The organism is Actinoplanes flavus (assembly GCF_017592555.1).
Lineage (GTDB): Bacteria > Actinomycetota > Actinomycetes > Mycobacteriales > Micromonosporaceae > Actinoplanes > Actinoplanes flavus.
Genome location: NZ_JAGFNS010000035.1, coordinates 39,353 through 66,226, shown reverse-complemented (window position 1 = coordinate 66,226; position 26,874 = coordinate 39,353). Strand labels below are relative to the sequence as shown.

Here is a 26,874-nt window from a genome sequence, read left to right as displayed (position 1 = left end):
ATGGCGCGAGGACAGCTACTGTGTGCCGCATCGCAGGACAGCTGTTTCCGGAGGTCACAGTGGCCTGGTTCGTCGGCCAGTCGCTCGTCGTCATCGTGCTCGCGTTCATTCTGGGCGTCGCCGTCGGCAGGTTCTCCGCACGTTTCGGAAATGTGTCAACCGATGCGCATCGGCAGGCCGATAATGCGCCGGAAAGCAACGGCGACGAACTGCAGCGGATCGAGGGCATCGACGCGGCCGTGGCGGCCGCGCTGCGCACCGCCGGGATCCGGACCATCGCGCAGCTGGCCGACAGCGACGACGACGCCATGCGCGAGGCGATGCGGGCCGCGGGGCTCGGCTTCGTTCCCAGCCTGTCCACCTGGAGCCGGCAGGCGCGGCTGGTCGCCGACCGCGACGCCGAGACGGCGGCCCGGTGACCGGCGCCGTCAGCGGGGCGTTCACCGACGCCGCGACCCGGCGCTGGTTCGCGGGCCTGGCACTGCTGTTCGGGCTGACCGCGATCGCCGGATTCCAGCTCGGACCGAACCGGCACCGGATCGAGCACGACCTGGCCACCCGCTCGCGAGCCGCGCTGACCACGGCCGGGCACACCGGCGTACGGGTGTCGTTCTCCGGGCGGGACGCGACCGTCGTGACCGGATCGCAGAGCCAGGCCGACCACGCCCGCGAGGTGCTCGCCGCGGTGGCCGGGGTGCGTGCCGTGCATACCGAGGTGGTGCCGGCCGCGGCCCCGATCGACCCGGCGTTCCTGCTGGTCGCGGTGGACGGCCGGGCCCACCTCAGCGGGCGGGTCGCGGCCGCCGCCACCCGGACGGCCCTGCACGACGCCGCCGCCGGCACGTTCGGGACCGTCGACGACCGGATCACGGTGGCCGCCAAGGTCTCCGCCGACCCGATGCTCGACCGGCTGCCCGCCCTGGTCCGGGCGCTGCCGCCGGACGCGTCGATGCGCTTCGGTCACGGCACCCTCACGCTCACCGGCACGGCCCGCGACGAGACCGCCCGCGCCGCGCTGACCACGGCGGCCCGCGACACCGGCGCGATCGTCCTGGACCGGCTGACCGTCGCCGACCCGCAGGAACGGCTCGACGTCCTGCCGGCGCTCACCTTCCCGGCCGGCGGCGCCGAGCTGAGTGGCGAATCCCGGGCGGTGCTGAGCCGGGTCGCCACGGTGCTGGCGGCCAACCCGAGCGCCCGGCTGCGCATCGAGGGGCACACCGACGCGTCCGGCGCCCGGGACACCAACCTGGCGCTCAGCCGGAAACGGGCCGGCGCGGTCCGCGATGTTCTGTGCGGCGACGGGATCGCCGCCGGACGGCTGACCGCCGTCGGGTACGGCGAGGCCCGCCCCGCCGTACCCGGTGACACCCCGGCCCACCGCGCCGCGAACCGGCGGGTGGAACTCAGAGTTGAATCGCCTTGGTCTGGGTGAACTCGAGGATGCCGTACGGGCCCAGCTCCCGGCCGTGGCCCGACTGCCGGTAGCCGCCGAACGGGGCGAGCGGGTTGAACGCCGCCCCGTTGATCTCGACCTGCCCGGTCCGCATCCGCCGGGCCACCCGGATCGCCCGATCCCGGTCGGCCGACCAGACACCGCCGGCCAGCCCGTAGTCGCTGTCGTTGGCGATGCGCACGGCGTCGGCCTCGTCGTCGTACGGCAGGATCGCCAGCACCGGGCCGAAGATCTCCTCCCGGGCGATCGTCATGTCCGGGCGGACGTCGCTGAACACCGTCGGCTGGACGAAATAGCCGTGCGGCCGGTCGCCGGGCGGCTCGGCGCCGCCGCACACCAGCTTGGCGCCCTCGGCGACGCCGCGCGCGATGTACTCCCGGACCCGGTCGCGCTGGGTGGCCGAGACCAGCGGGCCGAGCACGGTGCCGGGCGCGCCGGGGTCACCGACGGTCACCTGCCCGGCCACGGTGGCGGCGATCTCCTCGGCCACCGGCAGCATCGCCCGGGGCACCAGCATGCGGGTCAGGGCCGTACAGGTCTGACCGGAATTGATATAGCACTTGCTGATCCCGTCGGCGATCGCCTGCTTCAGGTCGGCGTCGTCGAGGATGACGTTCGCCGACTTGCCGCCCAGCTCCAGCGCGACCCGTTTCACCGTGCCGGCGGCGACCTCGCTGACCCGCCGCCCGGCCCGCGTCGACCCGGTGAACGACACCATGTCCACACCCGGATGCCCGGCCAGCGCCTCCCCGGCGACCGGACCGTAGCCGGTGACCAGGTTGAACACCCCGGCCGGCAACCCCAGCCCGTCGAAGATCTCGGCGAGCACGAAGGCGCTCAGCGGCGCCACCTCGCTCGGTTTCACGACGATCGTGCAGCCGGCCACCAGCGCGGCCGCCACCTTCGCGGCGACCTGGTGCAGCGGATAGTTCCACGGCGTGACGGCCGCGACCACACCGACCGGCTCGCGTACCACCAGCGAGTTCCCGATCCGCTGCTGCCAGGGCAGGTCCTCGGCGAGATGCCGCATCGACGTGAACGTGGCGATCGGCAGCCCGGTCTGCACCATGACCGAGAACGGCAACGGCGAGCCCATCTCCCGCGAGATCAGCGCCGCCAGCTCGTTCTGCCGCTCCTGCAACCGCTGCGACACCTCGTCACAGACGGCGACGCGGTCGGCGAGCGGGGTCTCGGCCCAGCCGTCGAAGGCCGCGCGCGCCGCGCTCACCGCGCCCTCGGCGTCTGCCGCGCCGCCGGCCGGGACGGTGGCGAAAACCTGTTCGGTGTACGGGTCGACGACCTCGATCGTCTCGCCGGTGCTCGGCGCGACCCACCGCCCGCCGATGTAGAACCGGTCCGTCCTCACCGTGCCACCTCCTCGATGGTCGCGGCGGTCCGCGACGCCAGGGCCATGATGGTGATCATCGGGTTGGTGCCGGACGGGGTCGGGAACGCCGACGCGTCGCCGATCCACACCCCTTTGGTGTCGTGCAGTTCGCCGCGCGGGTCGGCCACACTGGTCGCCGGGTCGGCGCCCATCCGGCAGCTGCCCATCTGGTGTGCGGAGAAGAGGGTCGCCCCGCCGGCCCGCAACGGCAGCCGCCGCGCCCGGTCGATGTAGGCCTCCAGGTCGTCGCCGAACCGCCAGCCCGGCATGCCCCGGCCCAGCACCCGGATGCCGCGTGCCCCGGCCGCGTGGTGCAGCCGGATCTCCGCCTCCACGGCCCGGCGCATGGTGCGCACGTCCCGTTCGTCGGTCAGTGCGTACCAGGGCACCGTGTTCCCGGACGCGTCGAGGGTGACCCGGCCGTGCCCGCGATCCCGGATCAGGCCGATGAACGACCCGTTGTTGCGGTAGTCGGCCATCGCCTGCTTGTGCTCGGCGCCCGTGGTGAACGGCAGCGCCGACGCGCCCAGCCCGGTGGTGTACTGCACGCTCTCCATCAGGAACCCGTAGCCGTCCTCGACGGTCGCGAACTCGTCGACCAGCCCGGCCTGCGGCGCGCCCCACCACGCCTGCATGTCCGTGCCGTAGTCGCCCATGGTGACCGTGCACGGGTGCAGCCGCAGGTAGTCGCCGGCCGCCGGGCCGCCGATCCCGGACCGCAGCAGCACACCGGGCGTCTCCAGGGCGCCGGCCGCCACCACGACCACCGGGGCACGGACCGTCACGGTCGCCGTGCCGGCGCCGTCCTCGCTGGTCCAGCGGCCGATCACGCCGGCCGCCCGGCCCCGCTCGACCAGCACCCGCTCGACCCGGCAGCCGTCCACCACCCGGGCGCCGTGCTCGGCGACGGCCGGTTCCAGGTAGACCTTCACCGTGGACCGTTTGGCGCCGGACGGGTCACCGAACCCGAGGTGCCCGGCGATCGCGGCGTCGTGACGCTTCTCGTCCCAGTTGCGGTGAATGGTGGCGAACGACCAGCCCAGCGCCTCGGCGCCACGGTGCATGGCCTCGTGCACCCGGTTCAGCTCGGAGCACTGATCGGTGACCGAGAGCTCCCGCCACACCCGGTCCAGGTGCCGGTCGAAGGACTCGGTCGCCACGTCGGTCAGGCCGTGCTCGTCGGCCCACTGACGCCGTACCCCATCCCTGGTCTTGAGGCAGTTGGTCCAGTTGATCACCGTGCCGCCGCCCAGCCCGGCCCCGGCCATCAGGGTGACGTTGAGATCGCCGGTCGGCTGCGGGCCGCCACGCCAGTACGAGTTCTGGTAGGCGGCGAGTTCGAGCTGGTGGAAGTCGGCTTCGGTGCGGTAGCGGCCGGCCTCCAGCACGACCACGCGGCGCCCGGCGGCGGCGAGCCGGCCGGCGATCAGGCCGCCGCCCGCGCCCGAGCCGACCACCACGACGTCGGCTTCCAGGTCCAGGTCGCCGCCGTCCGGCCGGACCGGGGTGATGGTCCGCCCGTCGGCCGGCGCCGCGGTGACCGGGCCGGGGTAGCCGAGTCGGGTCCAGTTCGGGTTGCGGCCGTCCGGGCCGACCGCGCCGTAGGTGATCAGCAGGATGAGGCTGGTCAGCGAGCCGATGCCGGCCGCCGCCGGGGCGGAGGCCAGCGACAGTGTGGTGAGGATCTGCTCGCGGGACTCCGGTGAGGCGGTGCCGAAGCCCTGGAGCGCGAGGATGTCGAGCAGGCCGCCGATCGCCGCCCGCTGCTCGTCGGGCATGGTCGCGAGCAGGGCGAGCACGCCCTGGTCGGCGCCGACGTCGGTGGCGCTGCGGGCCCAGAACCCGTCGGTGTCGCCGGGACGCGGGAGGGAGGGGACGATGGTGTCGCAGAGCAGCCGCAACACCTGAGTCTGTGCGGATGAGAGCATGCCGGTCCTCCTTGACCTGATCCCTCAATCTAGGTCAGTCGATGTCGGCCGTTGTGATTTCCGGTTTACTTTCTGCCGCGCCTCGTCGCGTTTGCGACGAAGCGGGCGGCCACCAGACCGGCCACGACCCCGGTGATCAGCGCCGTGCGACCATGAGGGCTCGTTAAGGAGTTCCGCACCGGGAGGCATGTGGTGAGCACCGATCTGTCCGTCACCGTCGACGACGGGATCGCCGTGATCGAGATGCGCCGCCCACCGGCCAACCACTTCGACGAGGCGCTCATCGGGCGGATCGTCGAGGCGGCCCTCGAACTCGACCACACCCCCGGCTGCCGGGTCATCGTGCTGGCCTCCGAGGGCCGCCACTTCTGCGCCGGAGCGGACTTCGGCGGCGGCGAGTTCGCCCGGGACCACGTGGACGCGGCGGAACGCCTCTACCGGCGTGCGGTGGAACTGTTCGACGTCCGTACCCCCATCGTCGCGGCCGTGCAGGGCACCGCGGTGGGCGGCGGTCTCGGCCTGGCGTGCGCCGCCGATTTCCGCGTAGCGGACGCCGACACCCGGTTCGTCGCCAACTTCGCCCGGCTCGGCTTCCACCAGGGCTTCGGCGTCAGTGTCACGCTGCCCGAGCTGATCGGCCGGCAGGCCGCCACCGACATGCTGCTCACCGGCCGTCGGGTCGGCGGGGAGGAGGCCTTCCGGCTCGGTCTCGCCGACCGCCTCGCCGCACCCGGCCGGCTGCGCGAGACCGCGCACCGGCTCGCCGCCGAGATCGCCGCGTCCGCGCCCCTCGCGGTCCGCTCGATCCGCGCCACCCTCCGCGGCGACCTGGCCGATCGCGTCCGTAAGGCGCTCGACCACGAACTCGCCGAACAGAAGATCCACTGGGCGACCCGGGACAGCGCCGAGGGTATTCTGGCCAGCCTCCAGCGGCGGACCCCGGTCTTCACCGGCGAATGATCAGGAGTTCCCTTGCCGAACACGCCGTCGCTCGAGGAGCTCGACCGGGAGATCGCCCGCCTCGCCACCCTGCTCACCGAACGTGACCAGCTCATGCCGCGGCGGACCGCCCTCCAGGCCGCCATCACGAAGGCCGACGCCGAGCTGGCGAGCCTGACCCGGCTGGCCGACCGCGCCACTGCCACCGGTCCGGCCCGCCTGCTGGCGTCACTGCGCGGCGGACGGGCCGAGGTCGCCGCCGCGGGCGCCCGGCTTCCGGCGGCCCGGGAGGAGCTCGCCGCGCTGCACGCGCAGCTCGCCGATCTCGGCGCACGGCTCGACGAGGCACGATCGACCCCTTCGGCGTACGCCGCCGCGCTCGCCGCCAAGGAGAAACACCTGCGCGCCACCGGCCACCCCACCGGTGAACGCCTCTCCGAACTGGCCGGGCTCCGCAGCGACCTGGTCGCCGAACTGGCCCGGCTCCAGCGCGCCGAGATCGCCGCGGGCAAGGCCGCCGAGGGCTTCCGCCGTGCCGACGAGCTGCTCGGATCGGCCGGGAAGTGGTCGGCCTACGACACGTTCATGGGCGGCGGCGCGTTCAGCAGCCACTTCAAGCACCAGCGCATCGAGAGCGCCGACGACCACGTGGCCGCCGCTCAGCATCAGGTCGACGTGATGCGCCACGAACTGGGCGACGACCGGGAGGCCGCGCCGATCTCGCTGGAGATCAACGGGACCACGAGGTTCCTCGACGTCATGCTCGACAACATCGTCACCGACCTGGCGGTCCGCAGCCGGATCAACCGTGGCCAGAAGGAGATCGTCGAGGCGTTCCTCCGGGTCCGGGAGGTCCGGGCCGCGCTGACCGCCCGCACCGCCGAGGTCCGCGACCGCCTCCGCGCGATCGAGACCGAACGGGACGCTCTGCTGGTCGGGCCCGCGACGCCGTGACAGGCATGGGTGGGGCCGCCGGCCCCACCCATGGACGTCAGTCACGGCAGTAGTAGTGGCCGTTGCTGTCGTCGAAGCGCCCGCCCCGGCGGCAGCAGCGACGGAAACCGCCGCCCGGTGCCGCACGGGCAGGGGTCGTTGCCACCGAGCTTCTCGATCAGCTCGGTGTCCTGCCCCACGACTCGCAGCCCCCGTTTGACCTGCGACTCGCTAGAGGGAACCCCCGGCGGCGCTTGCTGGTCGGCTCAAAAGGAGAAGTCGGTCTCGTCGTCGCGGTACATGATGGCCTCCCTCGTCGGCGGATCGGTGGATCAGACCGTAGTGGGCGCCGGACGGACCCGCGACGCATTTACCGCGGTGGCCAGCCGCTCGGCCTGACCGCGGATCTCCGGGATCGCGGTGGTCTCCCAGAGGTGCCCGCGGCGCAGCGGGCCGATCACCCACAGTCCGGGCCCGGCGCGGCCGTCCGGATCGGTGTCGACGCCGAGCCGGTGCGGGCCGGGTCGCAGCAGCCCCTCGCCGAGCAGTGCGCCGAGCAGCGGGCCGGGCGAGGCGAACGCCGGGGCGGGGCCGGTGCAGGCGACCACCGTCGCGTACCGCTGTGGGGTCTCGCCGTTGATCGTGACGGTGAGGCCGCCGGCCGGACGGGGTTCGACGGAGCTGATCCGGCCGGCGCGGACGCGCAGGTCGCCGTCGCGGCGCAGCCGGTCGACGCGGGCGGCGACCGCGGGCGCCATGCGATGCCGGTGGATCTCCCAGAGGCGCTGGCAGTGGCGCAGGAAGCGGTCCTGGGCGGGGTGGCCGAGGCCGGTCCAGAGGTCGTCGGCCCGGCAGCGGACGGCGTCGACCACGGCGGTCCAGTCGGCGCCCGCGGCGACGGCGGCGCGCACGGCGCGCAGCAGGGGGGCCAGGTCGCTCGAGGCGGGCAGGTCCAGGTCGAGCGGGGCGGGCGGCCGGTCCGGGTGGGCGAGCGGCAGCAGGCCGCGGCGGGAGATCAGATCCAGCGGGGTACGCCGTCCGCGTCCCCGCTCGGTGAGGGTGAGCGCCACGTCGACCGCGGTGAGGCCGGCGCCGAGCAGCAGGACCGGCTGATCGTGGGGTACGGCGTCGAGCGCGCCGGGCGCCCAGGGGTCGGCGATGTAGGCGCCGCTGTCGTGGGCGGCGTCGCTGATGCCGGGGAGCCGGTGCGGCGGCGGGTTGCCGAGGGCGAGCACGACGTGGTCGGCGTAGGTGGCGGTGCCGGTGTCGTCGAGGACGAGGTGCCCGTCGCCGTAGGGGCGTACCGCGGTGGCGGTGGCCCGCCGGTGGTCGAGCCGGCCGCTGCCGAGGGCGTGGGTGAACCGGTCGGCGAGATAGGCGCCGTAGTCGGCGCGGGGCAGGAAGTCCGCCGGGTCCAGGGGCCGGCCGCGGGCGTGGCTCCAGCGGAGCAGGTCCCGGGGGTCGCCGGGGTCGGCGCTCATCGCGGCGGCGCGGGAGTTGAGCAGGTGCCATGGTCGGGCGGTGCCGTAGGCGACGCCGGGTCCCGGGGTGGTCCCGGGCCCGATCAGGATGACGCGGTAGTCGGGACATCGCATCAGGGCGCAGGCGGCGAGCACGCCGCCGGCGCCGCCGCCGATGATCACGACGGTGCCGGCGTGGGTGGCCGGATCGCTCGCCGTGCCCGATCGGCGGATGACGGTGCTGGTCATGTGAACGTCCTCCCGGTGGGATCCGACCTGCTCCCAGCTAACCACATCTCCCATTGACTTAGTAGGCTATCCCTCGGCGCGCCGCCCGGCGATTATTGACAATGGAATCGACGCTTTGCCGTTCGTTAATAGATGAGTCGTTATGCAAATAGGTGTTAACCGATGAGGTCTTTTGCCGCCGGTCCTACGTGGATATCGTGATCAACGCTTTGAACTACGGGGGGTAATCAGAGCGCAACACGTCGAAGCCCCCTGCCCCTCATTCTGGAAGGACACCGGACGTTGTCTGAGACCCCGTTGTGGCTGCAGGGCCGCACCGCCGTGATCGAGGCCGCCGACCAGGCCGAGTGGCGCCACGGCACCCCCGACTACCACCTGTCGCACACCGTGATGCCCGGCCAGCGGACCACCGAGCACGCCCCCGGCTCCCTGGAGGCGATCGTCGAATCGATCGTGCAGGTCTTCGAAATGGAGGTCTCGCACAAGAAGGACCCGTCCACCTGGGTCTCGATGGTGACCGAACACTTCCGCACCAACGTCAACGGCGGCCCGTGGGCGTCCGCGCAGGACATCGCCGACACCGGCAGCTACAACGTGCTGGTCGGCGACAGCCCGTTCTACAAGCCGGAGTCGTTCGACGGCCAGCACGACGTCTTCCACGGCGCGTTCCCGAACGGCTTCTACTGGGAGGTCCTCGAGGTCCTCAGCCCGCCGCCGGTGGTCACCTTCAAGTGGCGGCACTGGGGCTCCTTCGACGGCGAGTACCACGGCCACCAGCCCAACGGCAAGACCATCGAGATGTACGGCCTGAGCGTCGCCAAGGTCGACGACGACCTCAAGCTGCTGGAGGTCGAGCACTACTACGACCCCAACCAGTTCCTCAGCAAGCTGACCGGCGGTTGCCCGGTCGCCCACTGACCCGGCGGGCCGGTGCCGTTTGCCGGCGGCACCGGCTCCGTCGCGTTCCGCACCTCGAACAGTGGCGGCGGTCGAGGACGCCACCCGCGTGGCCCGGCCGTTTCGCCGGCTCGGTGGACGGTCGGCGCGGAGCGCACGACCAGCGGGCGCACGCCGGCGCTGGTGCGTGAGACGCTGGCCGCGCCGCGGGCTAACGCCGGAACTGCTGCGGCGTGGAACCGCGTTCCCGCTTGAACGCGACGGTCAGGGCGAACGCGTTCGCGTACCCCACCTGCCGGGCGATCGAGGCGATCGTCGCGTCGGTGTCCCGCAGCGCCCCGGCGGCCAGATCCAGCCGCCACTGCGTCAGATAGGTCATCGGCGGCTGCCCGACCAGCGTGGTGAACCGGCGCGCGAACGCCGCCCGGGACGCACCGGTGGCGGCCGCCAGCGACGCGACCGTCCACGACCGGGCCGGATCCTCGTGCATGATCCGCAGCGCCGTGCCGACCAGCGGATCGCCGTGCGCGCGGTACCAGCCGGGCGGGTCGGCGGCCGGGCGCGCGAACCAGCCCCGCAGCGCGGCGACCAGCGCCAGGTCGAGCAGCCGGTCGAGCACCACCTGTTGACCCGGTTCGTCCCGTTCCACCTCGGCGGAGAGCAGGTCCATGATCGACGACTGGACGTGTTCGCGCTCCACGTGCACGACTCGCGGCAGCGCGGCCAGCAGGCGGCCGCTGACCGAACCGGACACCTGGTAGGTGCCGCTGGCCAGCAGCGTCGCGCCGTCGTCGGGGCCGCCGAGCCGGGCCGCCAGGGTACGCGTCTTGGTGTCCGCGGTGATGTCGCAGCCGTCGGCGGTCATCAGGCGGTTCTCCGGGTGCACGAAGACATCCGGACGCGTGCCGGGATCGTCGGCCACCGTGTACGGCTCCGGGCCCTGCACGATCGCCACGTCCCCGGTCCGCAGCAGTGTCGGTTCGCCCTCGTCCGGCACCACCCACGCCTGTCCGCGCAGCGGGGCGGCCAGGGCCAGCGGCGCCCGGTCGACGATCCGCAGCCCCCACGGCGGGTCGAGAGTGGCCTGGCAGAAGGCGGCGGTGTGCGCCCGTACCCCGTCGAGGAGATCTCCCAGCGGATCCATGAGGACGCAGCGTAGACGCTCAGACATGCGAACGAGCCCACCGAACATGGATCGTCTCACTCTTCGCCGAAAGACTGTCATCACCAATCGAGGGAGGCACACATGTTCGCTGTCACCGGGATCACCGGCCGCGTCGGCGGCGCGGCCGCACAAGCGCTTCTCGCCGCGGGCGCGCCGGTCCGGGCCGTCGTCCGCAACCCCGCGTCGGCCCACCCCGGCGGAGACGTCGCGGTTGCGGATCTTTCCGATCGTACGGGTCTGAGCACCGCGTTCTCCGGTTGCCGCGGGGCATTCGTGATGCTGCCGTTCACCGGCGGCGCCGAGCCCACCATGATCGAGGCGATCGCCGGAGCGGTAGCCGACAGTGGCGTGCCGCACGTGGTGATGCTGTCGTCGATCGGCGCCGACCTGCCCGACGGCACCGGCCCGATCCGCTGGCTGCACGACCTGGAGCGGGCGCTGCACGCGACCGGCGCGCGGCTCACCGCGATCCGGTCGCCGCACTTCCAGGAGAAGGCCCTGGAGACCGGGGCCGTCGAGTCGGGCGTCTACCCGGTCTTCGCCGACTCGGCGGACGTGCCGCTGCCGATGGTCGCGACCGTCGACGTGGGCGCGGCCGCCGCACGGGCACTGCTCGCCCCGCCCGCGGCGAGCGAGACCGTCGACCTGGAGGCGCCCGCCTACACCGAGCGGCAGGTCGCCGAGATCCTGGGCAAACTGCTCGGCCGGGAGCTCACCGTGGTCACCGTCCCGCAGCCCGCGTGGCTCGGCGCCCTGGCCGACGCCGGCCTGCCCCCGGCCCTCGCGTCCGAGCTGGCCGCCCTGTACGACGCCGACAACCGGGGCATTCTGCGGCCGTGCGGCGACCGCCGGGTGCCCTGCGTCACCGAGCTGGAGCAGACGCTGCGGGACCTGCTCGCACGTTAGCCCCACCACCCTCAACTCGCCCCGGCGCGCGCCGATCGTGCGATACGTCGGACCGACCGAGGTGAGGGGAGGCCAGGTGGCTCGACCTGGATGGTTGACGCCGTTCGCCGTGTCGATGGCCGTCGCCGAAGTCGTGCTCGTACTCGCCGGAACCCGGGGCGCGTACCCGGTGCTGCTGGTGTGGGTCCCGGCCGTGGCCGGGCTCGCGGCCGCGGTCGCCGCCTTCCGCGGCGCCGCGGTCCGCACCGGCGGCGACCTGCGCGCCTTCTGGCGGCGGGTGGCCGTCGCCATGGGTTTCGTGCTGCTGGCCGGGATCAGCCAGACCCTCGACGTCGTCACCCTGCCCTGGTCCGGGATGCCGCCGATCGGCACACGCACCCTCTGCCTGTACGTGGTGGGCACCATCCTGGCGATCACGGCCCTGCTGCGGTTGCCGGCCGGCGGGCGTACCTGGCGTCAACTGCTCACCGCGGTGCTCGACGTCGCCGTGGTGGTGGTGACCGGCGGCATCGCCACGTCGCAGTACATCGGCTGGTTCATGAACCGGTTCGGGGTCAGCGAATCGGCCTGGTGGCTGAACATCGCCATGATCGCGATCGCGGTGGCCGGCGCCGTGGTCGTCGTCAAGATCATGACAGCGCGGCGTAGCCCGATCCCCCGGGCCGCGCTCTGGTGGCTGGCCCCGATCGGGCTCGCCGGACCGCTGTCCACCCTGCTGATGACCGCGCTGCGTCCCTGGCCGCACCTCAACGGCAGCGCCGCCGTACTGCCGTTCGTCGGCCTGTGCGGCACGCTCGCCGCACACGCTCAGCACCGGCGGCTGGCCGCCGGCGGTTCCTCCCGGATCGCCCACCCGTCGGCCGGCCGGCGCGGCAGCGCGGTGCCACTGGTCGCCTCCGGCCTGATCAGCCTCCTGGTCGCCACCGTCTTCCTGCGCACCGGGCACCTGAGCACCGTCCAGGTGGCCGGCACCACCATGCTGCTGCTGCTCGTCGTGGCCCGGCAGGCGATCGCGCTCGCCGAGAACAACAGCCTGCTCGACACCGTCGCCCGGCAGGCCATGCACGACGAGCTGACCGGCCTGTTCAGCCGCCGCTACTTCACCGCGGCCGTCGCGTCCACCACCGAACCGCACACCGTGGTACTGATCGACCTCAAGGAGTTCCGGGCGATCAACGACGGCCTCGGACCGGCCGCCGGCGACGCGCTGCTCACCGCGTACGCCGAACGTCTCACCGCCCTGGCCGGCCGCCACGCCGTGGTGGCCCGGCTCGGCGGCGACGAGTTCGGCCTGCTGCTGACCGCCGCGCCCGGCACCGTCGACCGGCTGCTCGCGGCCAGCGCCGAGCCGCTGTCCGCCGCCGGTCACGAACTGCTCGTCGACGTCTCCATCGGGCTCACCGACGGCGACACCGCCGACGCGCCCGACTCGTACCGGCGGGCCGAACTGGCGCTGCGCGAGGCGATGGCCGGCGCCGGCGGCCGGGTGGTCCGCTACGACGCCACCCTGGAACGGCAGCTCAGCCGCCGGGCGACCGTCGCCGCCGACCTGCGCCGGGGCCTGGCCGCGGGCGAGTTCCACCTGCTCTACCAGCCGATCGTGAACCTGCCCGACGGCCGCCTGATCGGCGTGGAATCGCTGGTTCGGTGGGGCGACGTCCCGCCGGCCGGATTCATCCCCGTCGCCGAGGACACCGGCCTCATCGTCGAACTCGGCGCCTGGATCCTGGACACCGTGTGCGCGCAGGCCGCCGAGTGGCGGCGCCGGCACGGGCCGGACGCGCTGCGCTCGGTCGCCGTCAACGTGTCCGCCCGCCAACTGCTCGACCCGGCGCTGCCGGAGATCGTGGCGGCCGCCCTGGCCCGGCACGGCCTGCCGGCCCGGCAGCTCACCGTCGAGATCACCGAGACCGCCGTGTTCGGTGGCGGCCGAGCCCTGGCCAGCGTCACCGCGCTCTCCGACCTGGGTGTCGCCATCGCCCTGGACGACTTCGGCACCGGCCACTCGTCGCTGGGCCTGCTGCGCACCTGCCCGGTCGACGCCATCAAGGTCGACAAGTCGTTCGTCGACGGCCTGGGCGGCAGCCCGCAGCAGGAGGCGATCGCGATCGCGCTGACCGGCATCGCCGAGACCATGGGGCTGCGCACGGTGGCTGAGGGCGTCGAGACCGTCGAGCAGGCCCAGCGACTGTACGAGCTGGGCTACCGTCAGGCGCAGGGCTTCCACTTCGCCCGGCCGCTGCCCGCCGAGGCCATCGACGAGATGCTCGCCGCCCAGCAGAACCGGGTCGCCGCCTGAGGCTCGCACCGGTGTGATTGCGTAGGCGCATGCTGCTCGACGATCAGGCCCTGCACGCGTCTTCGGTGGTCGCGAACAACGCGATGAACCGGGAACGGCAACTGTCCGGGGTGAACAGTTACGCCAAGGTGCTCGGGTTCGATCCGGTGGAACTGCTGGCCGGCACGAAGCGTTCCTGGCTCGACCTGTGCTGCGGCAGTGGACGGGCGCTGATCCGGGCCGCCGCCCGCCTGGACACGGCCACGCTGGTCGGTGTCGACCTGGTCGACGCGTTCGCCCCAGGCGACGGACCGGAACTGATCGCCGCGCCGGTCGAGACGTGGACCCCGGACCGGACGTTCGACCTGATCACCTGCGTGCACGGCCTGCACTACGTCGGGGACAAGCTCGGGGTTCTCCAGCGTGTCCTGACATGGTTGAACCCGAGCGGACGGTTCGTCGCCGGCCTGGACCTGACCAGCGTCCGGACGTCCAACGGCCGACCCGCCGGCCGGCGGCTGACCACACTGCTGCGGAAAGCCGGGATCGAGTACGACGCCCTCCGTCACCGGATCAGTTGCACCGGCCCTCGCGAACTCGCCCTGCCGTATGCCTACCTCGGCGCGGACGATCACGCCGGCCCCAACTACACCGGCCAGCCGGCCGTCCACTCCCACTACGGATGACCGATACGGATCACACCGATCTCCCCCTCCCACACCATCCCGCCAGCAACGAAGCCACGCCTGCCGCGTCAGATCGGCCCCCACCAGAGCGCCAATCCGTCCCGGCCTTCCCGAAGCGCCCACCGGCCTCCCCGACCCCAACGACCAGCAAACGCCGGACGGGAAGACACCCGACGCGCCCTTCCACGACCCACCTCACTCCGACGGCAAGACGCGCCTTTCCACGACCTCACGCCGAACGGCAAGAGATCCGGCACGCCCTTCCACGGCCCAGCTCACGCGGAATAGGGACGACTCGACGCAGTTCCATAGCGGCCCGCTACGACACGGCGCTGGGAGATCTCGACCCGGTGGCGTCGTAGGCGGCCCGGGCGGCGTCCACCGCCGGAAGATTGTCGGAGGCCCACGTCGACAGGTGAGCGAAAAGCGGCCCGAGGCTGCGGCCCAGATCACTGATCTCGTACTCCACCCGGGGCGGCACCTCCGGATAGTACGTCCGGGTGATCAGACCATCGCGTTCCAACTGGCGCAGCCGTTGGGTCAACACCTTGGGCGTGATCGACGGAATGCGGCGTTCCAGCGTGACGAAACGCTGACGGCCGAACTCGTGCAGCGCCCACAGGATCGGCGTCGTCCAGCGGCTGAACACGATGTCGACCACCGGAGCGATCGGGCAGGCCTGTTCGGGATCGGTCCCATGCATCCTCCCAGGGTAGTCACTTTCTCCTAGGTACCTACTATCACCAGGCATGTAGCGTCCAATCCTGCGTTGACCCATCGACGACAGGGAGTCGAACATGTACGCCGTCACCGGAGCCACCGGCAATGTCGGGAGGCCCCTCATCCACGCCCTAGCCGCAGCCGGGGCCAAGGTTCACGCAATCTCCCGACACGCACCGAAAGCCCTCCCCACCGATCCACTCCCCACCGAAGCACCCGCCACCGGAACACTCCCCGCCCGAGCACCTGCCACCGGAGCACCCGCTTCCGGCGAACCTGCCCCCGGAACACTCCCCACCGGAGCACCCGCTTCCGGCGCACTCCCCGTCGGGGTCGAGCATCATTGCGCCGACCTCGCCGATCCGGAAAGCCTGCGGGAGGCGGTGTCCGGAGCGGAGGCGTTCTTCCTGCTCGTCTCCGGTGCCGGCGCGCACCTCGACATCCCGGCGATCCTCGACGTGGTCCGGGCGGGAGGCGTCCGCCGGATCGTGGCGCTCTCCTCGCAGGCGGCCGGGACCAGGCCCGGTTCGGTGTCGCACGCCCCGCTGCGCGCGCTAGAGGACACCGTGCGCGCCTCCGGCCTGGAATGGGTGCTGTTACGGCCGGGAGGCTTCGCCTCCAACACCCTCGCCTGGGCCGAGCAGGTACGCACCTCACGCACCGTCTCATCACCTTTCGGCGATGTCGGCCTACCGCTGGTCCATCCGGGCGACATCGCCGAGGTCGCCGCAGCGGCACTCCAGGATCAAAGTCACACCCAGCAGGTGTTCACCCTGACGGGCCCGCAGCTGACCAGCCCCCGCCAGCGAGCAGCAGATCTAGCGGCCGCCTTGGGCGAGCCGGTCCGCTTCATCGACCAGTCGGTCGAGGAGGCCCGCGAGCAGATGCTGACCTTCATGCCCGCACCGGTCGTCGACGGCACGCTGGACATCATCGGTGCCCCCACTCCCGAGGAACAGCGAATCAGCCCTGACGTGGAACGAGTACTGGGCCGCCCACCCCGCACTTTCTCCGAGTGGCTGTCCACCAACATCGACGCCTTCCGCTAGAGATCCCTTCACGTTGAGGCAAACCACCACGCGTCCCGCACGCCACACCCCGCGATCTTGATCGCTCAGCCACCGACACCGGTGGCAAACCGTCCAAGATCGACCGCCAATCGATGCACAGCGAGGCCACACCCACGACGCACACCTGCAAACACGGCGATCTTGGACGCGTCACCACCGCTCCCGGCGGCAAGGCGTCCAAGATCGCCCGGTGTGGTGGTTGCGGACAGGCAGCATGCCACCCAATCCACGAAGGTCCCCAGACAGCGCTTCCCCGCCTCTCGGTAGCCCCCACCTCCCACCCTGACAAGGCTCCTCCTTCGTCCGCCCAAAACCACCTCCCTACTCGCCGAACCTCCCCGTCCCGGCAAAGCCGCCTCCCACCCAACAACCTCGTCCCCGCCCTGCCAGACCACCTCCCACCCGCAAACCTCACCCCCGTCCAACCGAGCCACCTTCCAACCGAGCCACCTTCCAACCGAGCCACCTTCCAACCGAGCCACCTTCCAACCGAGCCACCTTCCAACCGCAACCCTCACCCCCGGCCCAACCAAGCCGCCTCCCAACCGCAGCCCTCACCTCCAGCCCAACCACGCCACCTCCCAACCGCAGCCTTCACCCCCAGCCCAACCACGCCACCTCCCAACCGCAACCCTCACGCCCAGCCCAACCAAGCCACCTCCCAACCGGCGAGGCTTGTTCCCGATCGGCGGCGCGCGCTTCTCCGCCCGCTCCGGATCGCCGGCTCACCCAGCCGGGTCAGCGAACTCCTGCACACCGACGACCATCAGCAGAGCGAGCCGCTCGCGGGTCTCGTCGTCGGCCGGGGTGAACACGAGCAGCATCTGCCCCTGGTCGGGGGTCATCAGCGTCTCGCAGTCCATCCGCAGCCGGCCCACCTGTGGATGGAGCAACGTCTTACGATCCGCGCGGCGCACCGCCACCTCATGCTCGGCCCACCGGTAACGGAACTCGTCGGACACCGCCGCCAACCGCTCGATCAGCCCGGTCACCTCCTCGTCCCCGGACCGACGCCCGGCCGTCGCACGCAGATCGGCCACCAACTGCCGGGCCTGCTGACCGTGCTCCTCGGGTGGATGGGCGGCGCGCGTCGCGGGCTCGGTGAACCAGCGATAGACCAGATAGCGGCGGTCACCGGTGCGACCACGATGGTCACCGGCGACCAGCAGGCCCGCCCGGTTCTGCGCGAGCACCTCCCCCAGGTCGGACATCACCAGCGCCGGGGTGTCATCGAGAAGGTCGAGCACGCGCAGCAGCCCAGCCCGCGCCAGGCGGGCCACCCCGGTGGCCGGCGGTGGCTGATGCCCGGCCAGGTAGAACAGATGGTCGCGCTCGTCGTCGGACAGGCGCAGCGCCCGGGCCAGTGCGGCCAGCAGCTGGACCGACGGCTGACTGCTGCGGCGCTGCTCCAGGCGCACGAGGTAGTCGACGGACATCCCGGCGAGCATCGCCACCTCCTCGCGGCGCAGCCCGACGGTCCGGCGGATGCCGCTGTCGGCCAGGCCCACTTCGGTGGGGCGGATCGCCGCGCGGCGGCGGCGCAGAAAGTCGGCGAGTTGCTCACGTTGCATGACGTCCATGCTGCTCTCCGCATTTGCACGTAGCCAGGGAGCGCTTGTCCCAGGATCAGCGCTCCGCTTTTCCGGCAACGGCCCACCCCGCACCGTGGAGGGCACACCGACGAACGAGAGGCACCACGATGCGGACACCGGCTCTGGGACTGGGCACGATGGGCATGTCGGAGGTGTATGGGCCGGCCGACCGCGGCGAGTCCATCGCCACGGTGCATGCCGCGCTGGACGCCGGCGTGATCGTGATCGACACCGGCGACTTCTACGGCATGGGCCACAACGAGCTGCTGCTGGCCGAGGCGCTGCGCGGCCGTCCACGGGAGAGTTATCGGCTCAGCGTCAAGTTCGGTCAGTTGCGGGGGCCGGGGCGGGTGTTCGGTGGGATGGACGGGCGGCCGGAGGCGGTGCGCAACTTCCTGGCGTATTCACTGACCCGGCTGGGCGTCGACCACATCGACGTCTACCGGCCGGCCCGGCTCGACCCGGCGGTGCCGATCGAGGAGACGGTCGGCGCGATCAAGGAGATGGTCGATGCCGGCCACGTCCGTGAGATCGGGCTCTCCGAGGTGACCGCGGAGACGGTTCGGCGGGCGCACGCCGTGCATCCGATCGCCGATCTGCAGATCGAGTTCTCGCTGTTGTCCCGGGCCGTGGAGGCGGAGATCCTGCCGACGTTGCGGGAGCTGGGCATCGCGATGACGGCGTATGGGGTGCTCGGCCGCGGGCTGCTCTCCGGCCGCTGGCGTGCCGGGCAGCCGACGGCGCCCGGCGACATGCGCGGCATGAGCCCCCGGTTCGCTGACGGCAACGTGCAGCACAACCTGGCTCTCGTCGAGGATCTGCGGCGGGTCGCCGACGCCAAGGGCTGCACCGTGGCACAGCTGGCCATCGCCTGGGTGGCCGCGCAGGGCACCGACATCCTTCCGCTGGTCGGCGCCCGCAGCCGGGAGCGGTTGTCCGAGGCCCTGGCGGCGCTGGAGGTGAGGCTGGACGCCGCGGATCTCGCCGAGATCGAGAAGGCGGCGCCGGTGGGCGCGGCCCGCGGCGACCGCTACCCGGCGGCGTTCATGTCCAACCTGGGCACCGACAGCTGACAGCGGTCAGCGCAGCAGATCGGAGAGAGTCAGATGGGCCACCTGACGGGCGTTCGGCAGACCGCGTTCGGCGACCATCCGGCCGATGGACGTGACGGTGTCACGAGCGGAAACGCCACGGCCCACCTCCTCCAGTTCCTCCTTCAGCTGGGCGGCGACACGCCTCTGGTCAGTGCTGGTCAGGTCGGCGCAGGTGTAGACCAGGACGAGCAGTTCCGCTCGGAGGCGTTCCAGGGTCGGGGTCTCCCGCCGGACGGCGGCCTCCTTGGCTTTCTGGAACAACTCGTCCAGGCGGGGAAAGGCCCAGTCGTCGCGGTTCGCGGTGGCCTGGATCTCGATGAGGAGGTAGTCGAGACCGTCCAGTGGAGCACCCTCGTGGGTCAGCCGGCCGTCGGTGAGAGCCAGCCCGCCGACGTCGAAGGAGCGGGCCGGCGTGTTGATCACCACGATGTGCCCGGGGTGCAGCGCGCCGGTGGAGCTGCCCACCGCGTAGTCCTTGTCCAGGACGAGCACCGGGCCGGAGCCGGCGTCCTCGATCGCCGCCTCGACCCGGTCGATGCCCTTGGCGAGTTGTTCACCGAGCCCGGCCACCGTGGCCAGAGACGGGACGACGGCGGAGGTGAGGGCCCCGATGACGTCCATCGCGAGGCGCAGCGAGTCGTTCGCCTTGATCGCGTAGAGGCAGGCCTGCACCGACACGGTCCCGCCACTGTAGGGAAACCAGCCGGTCAGCGCGCCGGACCGGACACCCTGCGCCTCTTGCCCGGGTTCGGCTTGCCACACCGTGGACCGGACGCCGCGAAGCCCGTCGGGCTGCGTCATGGCCACCGTGGCGCGCAATGCCGGCAGCACGTCCGCGCCGTACCGGCGGGCCTCGGCGACGAACAGGTCGCCGACCCACAGTCGCAGATAACTGTCACGCGGCACCGGCGCGGCACCGGCGGTCGGCAGGAAGTGATAGACGAGGTGCTCGGCGTCGCGGCTCCACCAATGGCGGGCCCGGGCTCGCAGGTTATCCAATGCGGTCATCAGGCTTTCCTCCCAGAAACAGGACGACGTGTCCCCTATTCGGTTCGGCTCTGTCTCGGGCGCTGTCGGCGAGCGCCATCAGGTCCTTGGCGTGCGGAGGGCCTGCCCGGGTGTTCAGTTCGGCGGCCAGTTCCCCGACCCGGGCGGCGGCCGACGGCGACAGCCGGGGCAGCAACAGCAGGTTGCGGACACCGGCGGCCATGCACCGCACGGCAAGGCGCAGCGCGTCGATGTCCCGGACCCCACCGGGGTCACCACCGCCGGCCGGTGCGGTCCGCAGGACGATGGCGGCGGCGTCCAGCCGGGCCATGTCGGCCGGGGTCATCACCCGCTCCGACGCCCGGTCCAGGAACTGGAACTCCGACCGGTCGCGGCCGACCCGGCCCTCGAGGACGTAAACCGAGGGGCCGCCCTGGCCGTTCCCGGAGTGGGGTGCGGTCCGGACCGTGGCCCACTCCCGGTACCAACGCGGCATCGCGGATCCGTCGGGCATGCCGAGCCGTTCGGTGATCTCGGCCTCCCAGAAGCGCACCTGGTCGCCGAGCGGCAGCACCAGGCGCCACAGCCGGGGCAGATTCTCCCCGGTCACCGCGCCCATCGACGCCGACAGGTCCGGCACCGAGTCGCCCGCGCCCATGCGCACCGCGCCGAACGGGCTCATGCCGGCGACGGACCAGCCGGTCGGATCGGCGGGGCCGCGCCATGGTTCCCGTCCGGTGGTCAGCAGGAGCTTGCGGGGCCGCGGCAGCACCTGCACGGTGAGCTGCGGGATCCGGCGCCACCGTGCCTGCATGGCGACCAGGGACAACCGCAGCCGGGACGGCGCGTCCAGGCGGGGAACGACGGCTTTCACCGCATCGCGTTTCGGGATGGCCTGGTCGGCCGCGCCGAACCGGGTGGGATGCAGCTCCACCGACCGTGGTCCCGGGGCGGTCTCGGCCGGTGGCTCCGGGCCGGTCTCAGCCCGTGGCTCCAGGGCGGTCTCGGCCCGTGGCTCAGGGGCGATCTCGGCCCGTGGCTCCGGGCCGGTCTCGGCCCGTGGCTCCAGGCCGGTCTCGGCCCGTGGCTCCAGGCCGGTCTCGGCCCGTGGCTCCAGGCCGGTCTCAGCCCGTGGCTCCAGGGCGATCTCGGCCGGTGGCTCAGGGGCGATCTCGGCCGGTGGCTCAGGGGCGATCTCGGCCGGTGGCTCAGGGGCGATCTCGGCCGGTGGCTCCGGGTCGGACCGGCCCGCCAGCGCGGTGATCGCCACCCGCACCCGGGCCAGCCAGCCGGCCCAGGGGTCGTCCGGTTTCAGCGGCGCGCCGGTCAGCGCGGCCCACTCGGGCAGCGTGCCGCCGAGGTGCTCCCGCATCCGGGTGTAGGCGGTGTTCAGCCCGAGCACCAGCGAGCGGGTGGTGAGGTCGCTCTGCCCGGCGCCCGCGTGCACGTGGGCCAGCGCCGCCAGGGTCGTCGCCTGGAAACCGAGCACCGGACTCCGCGACTCGCTCAGCGCGGCGGCCAGTGCGAGCAGCGGTTTCGCCCCGGCCGGATCCCGCAGTGCCCGCTGTTCGCCGAGTTCGAGCGCCGCCACGGCGAGAAAGAGCGGCGGGTGTGCTGTGTCGGTGTCGTGGAACGAGCCCAGGTCGGCCGGGCCGGCTTCGGCGAGCGCCAGGTGTACGGCGTCTATCGGCGGCCCGGCCGCGGGGTCTACCCGCTCGGCGGTGGGCAGCTCCCGTACCCTGGCCAGCATCTGTTCCGCGGCGGCGCCCGCGCCGGCCGCCGCAGCCTCCCGCAGGTCGGCGACGAGCAGCTTGCGCAGTCCGTGATCGACGGGTCCGAGCTGCTCCGGCAACGGTGGCAGGGTGACCGTCGCGGTGTGCGGGTCGACGCTGAGCGCCTGCCAGCGGCGGTGCCAGTGTGCCGCCGAGGCGCACACCTGCGCGGGCGGCGGCGTCCCGTCGGTCAGCGCACGGGACACCCACTCACGGCCGGCCAGATGCGGTTCGGCGGCTTCGGGAAGGTCGGCGCGGAGGGTTCGGCGCATCCGGCGGCCCAGCCACAGCAGCCCGTCGGCGGCGGACCGGGCGGTCTCCCGGTCGCCCTGCTCGCGTGCCCGTCGCAGTTCATCGTCGAGCATCCGCTGGGCCGTCGCGATGTCGCCCAGCACCAGGTAGGCGTAGCTGAGGCTCTGGAACAGCGGTGGGATGAGCCGGTGTACCCGCAGCCGGTGCGCGGTCCGGTCGGCCGGCCCGGCGAGCGGCAGGAGGCTGTCCAGGTGGTCGCGAGCCACCGTTCCGTGGCCGAGTCGCAGGTGCAGGCAGACCGAGAGCAGCCGATCACTGTCCAGGGTGGCCGACCGGGCCTCGGCGTCGCGTTCCCACTGTTGCAACGGCAGTTTCCGCAGCGGCTCGCCGGTCAGATATGCGCGTGCCGCCAGGTGCAGGTCGAGCCGGATCAGGACGCTGGGCGGGGCGATCCAGTCCGGCCACGGGTCGACGCCGACCGGAGCGTCCCGGGCGGCCCGGTCCAGGTCGCGGATGAGCATGGGGTCCTCGAACCCACCCGGGATGAGGCGGTGCACGGCCAGCCGCACACAGATGCTCGTCACCGGATCGCTGTTGGCCAGCCAGTCGTGGACGGCCGTCGCGATCGGTTCCAGGTCGGGCCCGGGCGCCGTCGTCTCGGCGACGGCCTCGACAGCGGCGACGACGGCGCCGGCCAGGCGCTCGTGTTCGGTGGCGTCGCGGATCAGGGCGGCGGTGGCCGCGACGGCGCCCGGATCGGACATGGCCTCTCGGGCGGTGGCGGCCAGGATGCCGAGTCGCGCCCGCAGCCGCAGTCGCTCGGCGGTGGCGCCGTTACGGCCGTCGATCAGCCGCAGCACGGCCCGCCACTCGGCGGCGCGGTCGAAGTCGGCGCCGGAGCGCACCGCCACCGCCACGGCGGTGGCGCGGACCGCGGCGATGAGCAGGTCACCGGGAGGGGAGGTGCCCTCGGGCGCCTTTTCCTGGCGCTGTCCCGCCGGGATCCGCGCCTCGGCGAGAGCGCCCAGCACCCGGGGGCAGAGCCGGCTCATCCAGGCCCAGTCGCCCGGCGTGCCCATCCGTGCTTCGAGCAGTTCCCACAGTTGCGCGGCGGGGACCGGTGCGGCCAGCCGGAGCGCGGACACCACGTTGGCGACGCTGAGCTGGTCCAGTGGACGGGACCGCAACTGTTCGCCGAGCGCCGCGGCGAGGCTGCGCCGGACGGTGGCGACCTTCTCATGGGCCAGGCCGTGCGCCCAGACCAGCAGCAGCGGCCGCATCGAGGCGTGCACTTCCAGGACCTGGCCCTCACCGGCCGGGTCGGTGCGGGTGTCGATCCAGTCCTGCCGGGCGAACTCGGCGATCACCGCCTCGATGTCGCTGCGGTCCCGGATCACCGACTCCAGCGTCCAGCCGTCGAAGGTGCCGAGCAGGGCGACGGCCGGCAGGGCGGATTTCGACCAGGGTTCGGTCAGCCGGCCGACGATGCGCTCCTGGACGTAGGCCGACCGCCCCGATCTGCCCAGCTGTTCGGCGGTGATGTCCTTCTCCGACGCCCACCACTGGCGGTAGAGCCGCACGTCGAACGGGCTGAACCGGCGGGCGGCCTGGTCGGGTGGTTCGGCGCGCTCCGGCGAGAGCGTCAGGATCGCCTCCACCAGGGACTCCGGCATGACCACGCCGTCGTCGGGCCGGGTCAGATACCGTTTCGCCTCCTCCTCGGTGAATCCTCGCGCCGGGACCCGCCGCAGGGCCACGCCGGGGCCGGGGTCCATCGGACGGCGGCCGCAGAGCAGCACGCGCACGCTGGGCAGGCCCTGATGCACGGCCGCCAGCACCTCGAAGGTCGCCGCCACGGCCGCGTCCGGCGTGCCGGCCGGATCGGCGCGGGAGAGTTCCTCGCAGGTGTCGAGGATGAGCAGGATCCGGCCGGGCAGTTCGGTCAGGAACCGGACGAACGCTCTCAGCGCGTCGGCGGTGGCGGCCGCCCGGGCCGGTCCGGTGGCCTCGTCCGCCGCGTAGGCCAGCCGGTAGAAGGTGGCCCGGGCCTCCTCGGCGGGGCCGGTGCGGACCTCGGAGGCCAGCTCGTGCGCAAACTCGGTCAGCAGGTGGGCCGGCCGCCGGGCCGGGTACTCCGGGCTGAGCAGGTCGAAGTCGACCCGCCCGACGGTGATCGGCGGCAGGCCGCTGTGTTCGGCGAACTCTCCGGACGCGACGTACCGGACGAAGGAGGTCTTGCCGGTCCCACCCGTACCGATCAGATGCATCGCCCACTCTCGGCCGTCGCCGTTGAGCAGGGTGCGCAGCTCGGCGGTCCACGCCGAGCGTGGCTGGTACTCGCGCAGCGAGTGCCGGTCGTGGGCCCGCCGGTGGGTCAGGCGCACCAGCCGCCGGGCCGCTTCCACCGCCTCGTGGAAGGCGGGCCGGGCCACCGGTTCGTAGATCTCCGCCGCGGTGATCTGTTCCTGAGCCTCGGACACGTGGTGGGAGCGGCACAGTTCGCGGACCCGGTCGAGGAACCGCCGCTCGGGATGGCCCGCGGCGTCGGCGATGGCCAGGTCGATCCAGTTCCGCATCACCCGGTCCAGCGGGACGTCGAGATCACAGTCGTGGAGCCGGGTGGCGATCCGGCGTGCTTCGGTGGCCAGCGCGGGCCGCCCCAGCGCGGCGACCGCGGACGCCAATGCGGTCCGGCGCTGTGCCGTGGTGTGCCAGAACTCGGTGAACCGGATCTGGTCCGGTCGCAGGGTTCCGTTGCGTTCGGCGAGGCCTTGCTGCTGCCAGGCGCCGACCAGTTCGCTGAGCCGCTGGTAGTAGGCGTCCACATCGTCGGTGTCGGTGGCGGGCAGACCGGTGGCCAGCGCCGACTCGCCCGTCCAGGACGGCGCCAGCGCGAGCCACAGCTCCGGGTCGGCGCTCACACCCGGCTCCCGGAGCCGTGCAGGTTGTCCAGGGCGGCGTCGTCGTTGTCCTCTTCGAGTACTTTCTGCCGTACGCCGTCGCGGGTGATCTCGGCCATCAGCTTGGCCGAGTAGATCTCTTCGCTGCCGTTGGTGAGCTCTCGGACCAGGTGCGCCCAGTCGGATTCGCGTTCGGCCACTACGGTGAGCGGCCGCGTGAACCGGCCCTCGATGGTGGGCAGCGGATGCATGATCAGCGACCGCCAGACCGCGGCCACGAAGTCCGGGTGCCCGTCCGGGGTCATCTGCTTGAACAGCATGACCGACGCGGTCCGCGCCCAGGCCTGATCCTGCAGCGCCCGGGTCAGCCGGGACTCCCGCCCGTCGGACCGGGTTCTCGGGTCCTTCGTGAAGACCACCACCGGTATCTTGTCGCGGGACTCGGGGCCGATGGTGTCGGCGGACACCCCGCGTGTGGACAGCAGGGTGCCCAGTTGCACGAACAGATCCGGCACCTGTCGCGGGTCGTCGAGCAGCAGGATCGGCCGCCCGGAGGCGGGGAACAGGGCGGGGTAGGCCTTCTGTGCGGCGGTCGCCATTCTCAGCAGGTCCTCGCGGATCCATCCGGCCAGTTCGTCGACGAAGGCCTCCGGGCAGTCCCCGGTGATCACGGGACGGAGCCATTTCGCGCGCACGGCCGGGCACAGGGGACGGTCCGGAACGGTGTCCTCGACCAGTTTCCGGCCGAGCTGGTTCTCGATGCCGGTGAGGATGGCGCTGGGAAAGTCCACGTCGAGGTTCAGTTCGGATCGGGTGGTGCCGATGGCCCAGAGCACGTCGACGGCGAGCTGGGCCGCGTTGCGCGGTTCCCCGCCCGGACCGAACGTCACGTTGCACGGGAGGTGGCCGGCCCGCAGCGAGGCCCCGGCCAGCTCACGCAGCAGCCGGGTGCCGCCCGGGCGGGCGGCCGCGCTCGGGCCCTCGGCGATCAGCACGGCCAGCTGGTCTCCCGGGTCGAGCAGGTGGTCCAGGAGGTCGAAGAATTCGTCCCGGGCGTGGAAGACGGGTGCGCACACCGGGCCGAGCCGGCCGAGGAAGTCGCGCAGCGGCCGGGTCTCCCGGTCGTCGACGACCTGGAAGCCGTCCGGTACGTCGCCGGCCATGAAGACGGCCGGCAGCGCCCAGTCGATCTCGCCTCCGCGCAGCCGGGAGAAGGTGAGCTGCCGGGCCTCGGCGGTGGCTTGCGGCAACGGCTTGCCCCGGACCACGGCGGCCGCGAACGCGCGGGCGAACGTCCGGCACGCGGTGTTGGAGATCCGGCCGGTCATCGAGACGACGATCGGCACGCCGGCGTCGACCAGTTCGGCGGCGATCGCCGCGCCACCGGGCCGGCTGCTGCCGCTCTCGCAGGCGCTGAGGATGACCATGAGGGGCAGTTCACCGGCCGCCCGCATGGCGCCGGCCAGCGCCCGGGCGTTGACGTGCGCGTCGATCTCGCCGTTCGCCGAGCCGGGTTCGGGACGCAGCTGCACGGTGTTCTCGGCCAGATCCGGGTGCCAGGATCCGTGGGCGATCAGGTGCAGGATGTGCGGCCGGACCTCGCCGCAGGCACTTTCCAGGCCGTCCAGGGTCACCTGGGCGCGGATCCGGAAGTCGATCAGGGAGCAGGTCCGGTCGTAGCCCCGGATGATGGTCATCACCTCGGTGCCCGCGCGCACCTGGGGATCGTGCAGTTCGCTGCCGACCGCGAAGAGCATCCGGGCGGTCCCGGTCACCGGGCGGACCTCACGGTCGCCGCCGGCGCGTGCCGCGATGCCACGGACCACCATGACCGGATGTTCCGGATCATGGGCGAGGAACTCGCCGTCGTCCTGCGGGGCGTGCAGCAACTCCCAGGTCAGCAGGTGCAGGTCGGCGTCGTCGGGCGGGAACCGCAGGTCCAGCTCGGCCGGCTGGTCGTCACCGCCGAACAGCAGCTCCCAGCCTTCCGGGCCGAGCAGTGCCAGGAGCAGAAAGCGACCGTACGCCCGCGTCGTGGCCAGGCTCGGCGTGTCCCCGGTCAGGCTGTCGGTGAGCCGCAGCAGCAGGTCCAGCTCGTCCTCGGTGGCGGCCGGCCACCACCGGCCCGTCTCGTCCGGGTGCGCGGGCATGGTACGGACGAGGTCCTCCCGGCCCGGCGCGGTCACGCGCACCGGCCAGTGTG

20 protein-coding genes are annotated in these 26,874 nt (G+C 72.4%); 10 read left to right on the top strand and 10 right to left on the bottom strand.

From position 1 onward, the window contains the following. The first annotated feature begins 59 nt into the window (after positions 1-59). Together J5X75_RS37400 and J5X75_RS46240 are read left to right on the top strand one after the other, a co-directional pair. On the top strand, positions 60-419 hold the full coding sequence (locus J5X75_RS37400; protein ID WP_208472361.1) for a helix-hairpin-helix domain-containing protein: 360 nt from the start codon (positions 60-62) through the stop codon (positions 417-419). Beyond that, complete coding sequence (locus tag J5X75_RS46240) at positions 416-1,435, top strand: OmpA family protein (protein WP_208472359.1); 1,020 nt, start codon at positions 416-418, stop codon at positions 1,433-1,435. The genes J5X75_RS37400 and J5X75_RS46240 overlap by 4 nt, the downstream gene beginning before the upstream one ends. On the opposite strand, the gene J5X75_RS37390 is transcribed toward J5X75_RS46240, so the two are convergent. Together J5X75_RS37390 and J5X75_RS37385 are read right to left on the bottom strand one after the other, a co-directional pair. After that, complete coding sequence (locus J5X75_RS37390) at positions 1,407-2,822, bottom strand: aldehyde dehydrogenase family protein (RefSeq protein ID WP_208472357.1); 1,416 nt, start codon at positions 2,820-2,822, stop codon at positions 1,407-1,409. The two genes, J5X75_RS46240 and J5X75_RS37390, sit on opposite strands and share 29 nt — an antisense overlap. Then, the gene (locus tag J5X75_RS37385) at positions 2,819-4,771 is read right to left on the bottom strand and encodes a GMC family oxidoreductase N-terminal domain-containing protein (protein ID WP_208472356.1); all 1,953 of its coding nucleotides are present in this window, start codon (positions 4,769-4,771) and stop codon (positions 2,819-2,821) included. Before J5X75_RS37385 ends, J5X75_RS37390 begins: the two co-directional genes overlap by 4 nt. Positions 4,772-4,963: 192 nt before the next feature. Between J5X75_RS37385 and J5X75_RS37380 the strand changes: the two genes are divergently transcribed. After that, positions 4,964-5,731: an enoyl-CoA hydratase/isomerase family protein gene (locus tag J5X75_RS37380; RefSeq protein WP_208472354.1), complete on the top strand. Its 768-nt coding sequence runs from the start codon at positions 4,964-4,966 to the stop codon at positions 5,729-5,731. Positions 5,732-5,743: 12 nt separating this feature from the next. Then, a complete protein-coding gene (locus J5X75_RS37375; protein WP_208472352.1) occupies positions 5,744-6,664 on the top strand; it encodes a hypothetical protein in 921 nt (306 codons plus the stop codon). 41 nt (positions 6,665-6,705) lie between these two features. On the opposite strand, the gene J5X75_RS37370 is transcribed toward J5X75_RS37375, so the two are convergent. Further along, positions 6,706-6,843, bottom strand: coding sequence for an SEC-C metal-binding domain-containing protein (locus J5X75_RS37370; RefSeq protein ID WP_208472350.1), 138 nt, complete (start codon positions 6,841-6,843; stop codon positions 6,706-6,708). A gap of 132 nt (positions 6,844-6,975) precedes the next feature. After that, positions 6,976-8,352, bottom strand: coding sequence for an FAD/NAD(P)-binding protein (locus J5X75_RS37365; RefSeq protein WP_208472348.1), 1,377 nt, complete (start codon positions 8,350-8,352; stop codon positions 6,976-6,978). Positions 8,353-8,634: 282 nt separating this feature from the next. Here J5X75_RS37365 and J5X75_RS37360 point away from each other — a divergent pair, with 282 nt between their 5' ends. Then, positions 8,635-9,270 (top strand): nuclear transport factor 2 family protein, encoded by a 636-nt coding sequence (locus tag J5X75_RS37360; RefSeq protein WP_188125421.1) that lies wholly within the window; start codon positions 8,635-8,637, stop codon positions 9,268-9,270. Positions 9,271-9,460: 190 nt separating this feature from the next. Here the strand turns inward: J5X75_RS37360 and J5X75_RS37355 are convergent, their stop codons facing one another. Continuing rightward, positions 9,461-10,393, bottom strand: a complete 933-nt coding sequence (locus J5X75_RS37355; protein ID WP_208472346.1) for an AraC family transcriptional regulator — start codon at positions 10,391-10,393, stop codon at positions 9,461-9,463. Positions 10,394-10,495: 102 nt separating this feature from the next. Here J5X75_RS37355 and J5X75_RS37350 point away from each other — a divergent pair, with 102 nt between their 5' ends. The 3 genes from J5X75_RS37350 to J5X75_RS37340 all read left to right on the top strand — a co-directional run bounded on the left by J5X75_RS37350 (position 10,496) and on the right by J5X75_RS37340 (position 14,284). Continuing rightward, entirely contained in the window at positions 10,496-11,320 is an 825-nt protein-coding gene (locus J5X75_RS37350) for an NmrA family NAD(P)-binding protein (protein ID WP_208472344.1), read from the top strand. 76 nt (positions 11,321-11,396) lie between these two features. Continuing rightward, complete coding sequence (locus J5X75_RS37345) at positions 11,397-13,619, top strand: putative bifunctional diguanylate cyclase/phosphodiesterase (protein ID WP_307798509.1); 2,223 nt, start codon at positions 11,397-11,399, stop codon at positions 13,617-13,619. Between the two features lie 29 nt (positions 13,620-13,648). Beyond that, the gene (locus tag J5X75_RS37340) at positions 13,649-14,284 is read left to right on the top strand and encodes a class I SAM-dependent methyltransferase (RefSeq protein ID WP_208472342.1); all 636 of its coding nucleotides are present in this window, start codon (positions 13,649-13,651) and stop codon (positions 14,282-14,284) included. A gap of 319 nt (positions 14,285-14,603) precedes the next feature. On the opposite strand, the gene J5X75_RS37335 is transcribed toward J5X75_RS37340, so the two are convergent. Continuing rightward, positions 14,604-14,987, bottom strand: a complete 384-nt coding sequence (locus tag J5X75_RS37335; RefSeq protein WP_238490632.1) for a winged helix-turn-helix transcriptional regulator — start codon at positions 14,985-14,987, stop codon at positions 14,604-14,606. Between the two features lie 94 nt (positions 14,988-15,081). On the opposite strand from J5X75_RS37335, the gene J5X75_RS37330 reads away from it, so the two are divergent. Next, positions 15,082-16,053 (top strand): NAD(P)H-binding protein, encoded by a 972-nt coding sequence (locus J5X75_RS37330; protein WP_208472340.1) that lies wholly within the window; start codon positions 15,082-15,084, stop codon positions 16,051-16,053. 746 nt (positions 16,054-16,799) lie between these two features. Here the strand turns inward: J5X75_RS37330 and J5X75_RS37325 are convergent. Then, positions 16,800-17,645, bottom strand: coding sequence for a helix-turn-helix transcriptional regulator (locus tag J5X75_RS37325; protein WP_208472338.1), 846 nt, complete (start codon positions 17,643-17,645; stop codon positions 16,800-16,802). 164 nt (positions 17,646-17,809) lie between these two features. On the opposite strand from J5X75_RS37325, the gene J5X75_RS37320 reads away from it, so the two are divergent. Next, entirely contained in the window at positions 17,810-18,739 is a 930-nt protein-coding gene (locus tag J5X75_RS37320; RefSeq protein WP_238490631.1) for an aldo/keto reductase, read from the top strand. Positions 18,740-18,745: 6 nt separating this feature from the next. On the opposite strand, the gene J5X75_RS37315 is transcribed toward J5X75_RS37320, so the two are convergent. Genes J5X75_RS37315 through J5X75_RS37305 form a run of 3 tightly spaced genes read right to left on the bottom strand, consistent with a single transcriptional unit; the run spans position 18,746 to position 26,863 of the window. Next, positions 18,746-19,768 carry a hypothetical protein gene (locus J5X75_RS37315; protein WP_208472335.1) on the bottom strand — a complete coding sequence of 341 codons (1,023 nt, stop codon included), beginning with the start codon at positions 19,766-19,768 and terminating at the stop codon, positions 18,746-18,748. Next, positions 19,752-24,692 (bottom strand): hypothetical protein, encoded by a 4,941-nt coding sequence (locus J5X75_RS37310; protein ID WP_208472333.1) that lies wholly within the window; start codon positions 24,690-24,692, stop codon positions 19,752-19,754. The genes J5X75_RS37315 and J5X75_RS37310 overlap by 17 nt, the downstream gene beginning before the upstream one ends. Then, positions 24,689-26,863 (bottom strand): CHAT domain-containing protein, encoded by a 2,175-nt coding sequence (locus J5X75_RS37305; protein WP_208472331.1) that lies wholly within the window; start codon positions 26,861-26,863, stop codon positions 24,689-24,691. Before J5X75_RS37305 ends, J5X75_RS37310 begins: the two co-directional genes overlap by 4 nt. Positions 26,864-26,874: the final 11 nt, after the last annotated feature.

Coding starts and splice junctions, on each gene's coding strand:
- J5X75_RS37385 (WP_208472356.1), bottom strand. CDS start 4,771: ATGCTCTCATCCGCACAGACTCAGGTGTTGCGGCTGCTCTGCGACACC.
- J5X75_RS37365 (WP_208472348.1), bottom strand. CDS start 8,352: ATGACCAGCACCGTCATCCGCCGATCGGGCACGGCGAGCGATCCGGCC.
- J5X75_RS37355 (WP_208472346.1), bottom strand. CDS start 10,393: ATGGATCCGCTGGGAGATCTCCTCGACGGGGTACGGGCGCACACCGCC.
- J5X75_RS37350 (WP_208472344.1), top strand. CDS start 10,496: ATGTTCGCTGTCACCGGGATCACCGGCCGCGTCGGCGGCGCGGCCGCA.
- J5X75_RS37340 (WP_208472342.1), top strand. CDS start 13,649: ATGCTGCTCGACGATCAGGCCCTGCACGCGTCTTCGGTGGTCGCGAAC.
- J5X75_RS37335 (WP_238490632.1), bottom strand. CDS start 14,987: ATGCATGGGACCGATCCCGAACAGGCCTGCCCGATCGCTCCGGTGGTC.
- J5X75_RS37330 (WP_208472340.1), top strand. CDS start 15,082: ATGTACGCCGTCACCGGAGCCACCGGCAATGTCGGGAGGCCCCTCATC.
- J5X75_RS37325 (WP_208472338.1), bottom strand. CDS start 17,645: ATGCAACGTGAGCAACTCGCCGACTTTCTGCGCCGCCGCCGCGCGGCG.
- J5X75_RS37320 (WP_238490631.1), top strand. CDS start 17,810: ATGTCGGAGGTGTATGGGCCGGCCGACCGCGGCGAGTCCATCGCCACG.
- J5X75_RS37315 (WP_208472335.1), bottom strand. CDS start 19,768: ATGACCGCATTGGATAACCTGCGAGCCCGGGCCCGCCATTGGTGGAGC.